This window comes from uncultured Lutibacter sp. (assembly GCF_937891065.1).
Lineage (GTDB): Bacteria > Bacteroidota > Bacteroidia > Flavobacteriales > Flavobacteriaceae > Lutibacter.
Genome location: NZ_CALAEQ010000111.1, coordinates 1 through 3676, shown reverse-complemented (window position 1 = coordinate 3676; position 3676 = coordinate 1). Strand labels below are relative to the sequence as shown.

3 protein-coding genes are annotated in these 3676 nt (G+C 29.5%); 1 reads left to right on the top strand and 2 read right to left on the bottom strand.

Going from position 1 to position 3676, the window contains the following annotated elements:
- A complete protein-coding gene (locus tag Q0352_RS06530; protein WP_299525440.1) occupies positions 1–1542 on the bottom strand; it encodes a glycine--tRNA ligase in 1542 nt (513 codons plus the stop codon).
- Positions 1543–1649: 107 nt separating this feature from the next.
- On the bottom strand, positions 1650–2534 hold the full coding sequence (locus tag Q0352_RS06525) for a hypothetical protein (protein ID WP_299525437.1): 885 nt from the start codon (positions 2532–2534) through the stop codon (positions 1650–1652).
- 207 nt (positions 2535–2741) lie between these two features.
- Here Q0352_RS06525 and Q0352_RS06520 point away from each other — a divergent pair, with 207 nt between their 5' ends.
- Positions 2742–3428 carry a ComF family protein gene (locus Q0352_RS06520; RefSeq protein ID WP_299525434.1) on the top strand — a complete coding sequence of 229 codons (687 nt, stop codon included), beginning with the start codon at positions 2742–2744 and terminating at the stop codon, positions 3426–3428.
- Positions 3429–3676 lie beyond the last annotated feature (248 nt).

Genomic DNA, 3676 nt, shown 5'->3' with positions numbered 1-3676 from the left:
TTACATTTTCATTAACCAGTTTTTAACGTCAATATCTTCTTTAATTATTGAGCGTAATTCTTCAATTTTCACACGTTTTTGTTCCATAGTGTCTCTATGACGAATTGTAACGCAATTATCGTTTAACGTGTCGTGATCAACTGTAATACAAAAAGGTGTTCCTGCTGCATCTTGTCTTCTATAACGTCTTCCAACCGCATCTTTTTCATCATAAGTAACATTGAAATCCCATTTTAAATCATCTACAATTTTACGAGCAACCTCAGGCAGTCCATCTTTTTTAACTAAAGGTAAAATTGCGGCTTTAGTTGGTGCTAATACTGACGGTAATTTTAAAACAGTACGGGTAGAACCATTTTCTAATTCCTCTTCTTGTAATGAATTTGAGAATACTGCTAAAAACATTCTATCTAACCCGATTGAAGTTTCAACAACATAAGGAACATAGTGTTCATTAATTTCAGGATCGAAATATTGTAATTTTTTTCCTGAATGTTGTTCGTGTGCTTTTAAATCGAAATCTGTACGTGAATGAATTCCTTCTAATTCTTTAAATCCAAACGGAAATCTAAATTCTATATCAGAAGCTGCATCTGCGTAATGAGCTAATTTTTCGTGGTCATGGAAACGGTAATTATCTTCACCCATTCCTAATGAAAGGTGCCATTTTAAACGCGTTTCTTTCCATTGTTCGTACCATTCTTTTTGAGTACCAGGACGCACAAAAAATTGCATTTCCATTTGTTCAAATTCACGCATACGGAAAATAAATTGACGAGCTACAATTTCGTTTCTGAAGGCTTTTCCTGTTTGTGCAATCCCAAAAGGAATTTTCATTCTTCCTGTTTTTTGCACATTAGAAAAGTTGACAAAAATACCTTGCGCAGTTTCTGGACGTAAATATAAATCCATTGCTGTATCAGCTGAAGCACCTAATTTAGTCCCAAACATTAAGTTAAATTGCTTCACATCTGTCCAGTTTTTTGAACCTGACAACGGACAACCAATTTCTAATTCTTCAATCAATGCTTTTACATCAACAAGGTCTTCTTTTTCTAAAGATTTCCCCATGCGCTGTAAAATTGCATCTCCTTTTTCTTTGTAACCAACAACTCTTGTGTTTGTTGCTAAAAATTCTTCTTTATTAAAAGATTCTCCAAAGCGTTTTGCTGCTTTTTCAACTTCTTTTTCAATTTTAGCATCTAATTTTCCAACATAGTCTTCAATTAAAACATCAGCTCTATATCTTTTTTTAGAATCTTTATTGTCAATTAATGGGTCATTAAAAGCATCTACGTGTCCAGAGGCTTTCCATGTTGTAGGATGCATAAAAATAGCAGCATCTAAGCCAACAATATTATCATGCATTTGCACCATTGCTTTCCACCAATATTCTCTAATATTTTTCTTTAATTCTACACCGTTTTGAGCATAGTCGTACACTGCGCTTAAACCATCATAAATTTCACTTGATTGAAATACAAAACCGTATTCTTTTGCGTGTGAAATTACTTTTTTAAATTGATCATCTTGATTTGCCATTTTGCAAAAATAGGAAAGGTTTTAATACTAAAAAATAAAAAGTGGAAATAGCCGAAACTATTTCCACCCAATTAACATTAAATAATACTAATCTGGAGTTACTTTCTTTACTTCAGGGTAATTTGAGTTGCTCCTACAAATTTATCTTCTATATAAATATTTACTTTATAAAGTCCGCTATCTATAATATCTCTATTAACTTCAACCAACGAAATTATATCAATTGCTTCATTTAAATAATTTATAATGGTTTGGTCGCTATAACTTATTTGAATATCATTTAAAGTTAATTCGCCTTTGCTTGCAACCGTAATTCCTTTGGAATTAACAATTTGAATATATACTTGACGTTCACCTTGCTCTGAAATTTCATTTTTTGCGATCGTAAAATTAATTCTAAAAGCATCTGTATTTCTTGCTCTTGATGTTTCTACTAGTTTTCCATTTGTTTTTTCGCGCATTGCTAATACTTTAGCTGAACTTACTTTTAAAACAGACCCAATAGCTACCTTTTCTGATAAATTTGAATTCTGTATTGATAAAGTATCGTTTACAGCTATTTGACGAGAAATATTTACTCTAGCGCTGTCTAAATTAGTTGTAAGTAACATATTTTCACTAGTTAACATTTCATTTAATGAAAATAATTCTTTATTTTTTTCTTCTAATTTTGCAATTTCTTTTCTAAATCTTCTAATTAAATTATAATTAGTACCTTTTAATTCTTTTATAGAATCTCTAAGGGAAATAATACGATCTCTTTCTAAAGATAGCTCATTAGTCATAGAAGTGTTCTGACCAATTGCTTCTTCATATTTAACAATCATGTTGTCTAAATTCCCTTCAATTTCTAGTTTTTCTTCTTCAATAGCATCAGTTAACTTTTTATGCTCTGTATTGTTGTAAAAAGTGTATGCAACAATAGCTAATAGCAGTACTGCTAAAATTATAACAATTACCTTACTATTTGATTTTTTGTTTTCTTCCATCATTCTTTAAATTTATCTTGTGTCTATTTACTATTCAACGTGAATTGCAAATTTAAATTATATAGAGGTGATAAATAATTTTTGAGGTGATTTTTTTGAGGAATTATAAAATTACACCATAAAAACTATATTTCATAATTTTTACGGTAGTTTTTCACGTCAATTACCTCAATTCTCCCAAAAAAATGTATTTTTAAAAAAAGTACTGCTATGATTTTTCTGAAAGATATCTTTAATTTATTCTTTCCTGAGGTTTGCTTGTGTTGTAACGAACATTTAGTCAACAATGAAATTACTATTTGTTTATCTTGTAGACATGATTTGCCTTTAACTAATTTTAGTTTTGAAGAAGGTAATTTGGCTGAAAAATCTTTTTATGGAAAAATACCTATTGAAAATACCACAGCTTTATTTTACTTTACCAAAAAAGGAAACGTACAACAATTAATTCATGAACTTAAGTACAATAAACAGCAGCAAGTTGGAAATTTTATTGGTAATTGGCTTGGAGATGAAATAGCTAAAAGTAATAGATTTAAAGATTTAGATTATATTATACCTGTTCCGCTTCATAGAGATAAATTAAGGTCTAGGGGTTATAACCAGGTCACTACTTTTGGAGAGAGTTTGGCTAAAAAATTAAATGTCACATACAATTCTACTACTTTAGTTAAAATTTCATCCACAAAAACTCAAACTAAAAAGTTGCGTTTAGATAGATGGAAAAATGTGCAGGAGTTATTTTTTGTTCAAAATAATGTCAATCTAGAAAATAAACATATTTTACTAATAGATGATATTATAACAACAGGAGCAACCCTTGAAGCTTGTTGTAATGCTTTTAATAAAATTGAAGGTTTGAAAATAAGTATTGCTTGTATGGCTTATACCAAATAATTTTTTAAAATTGATAGAATACAAAATAAGCAAGTCTATTTTTAAAAAAAATAATTGTTATTTTGCACTAAATATATTCGCATACAAATGAATTATAATATTTATAAAATTCTTTTAATAGCAACACTTAGTTTAGCATTAACTAATTGCGCAAAAAGAGGTAAGCCTACTGGTGGCTTAAAAGATAGCATTGCTCCTATATTAGTTAGCGCAAGCCCAAATCATAAAACTGTTAACTTTAAAGCAAA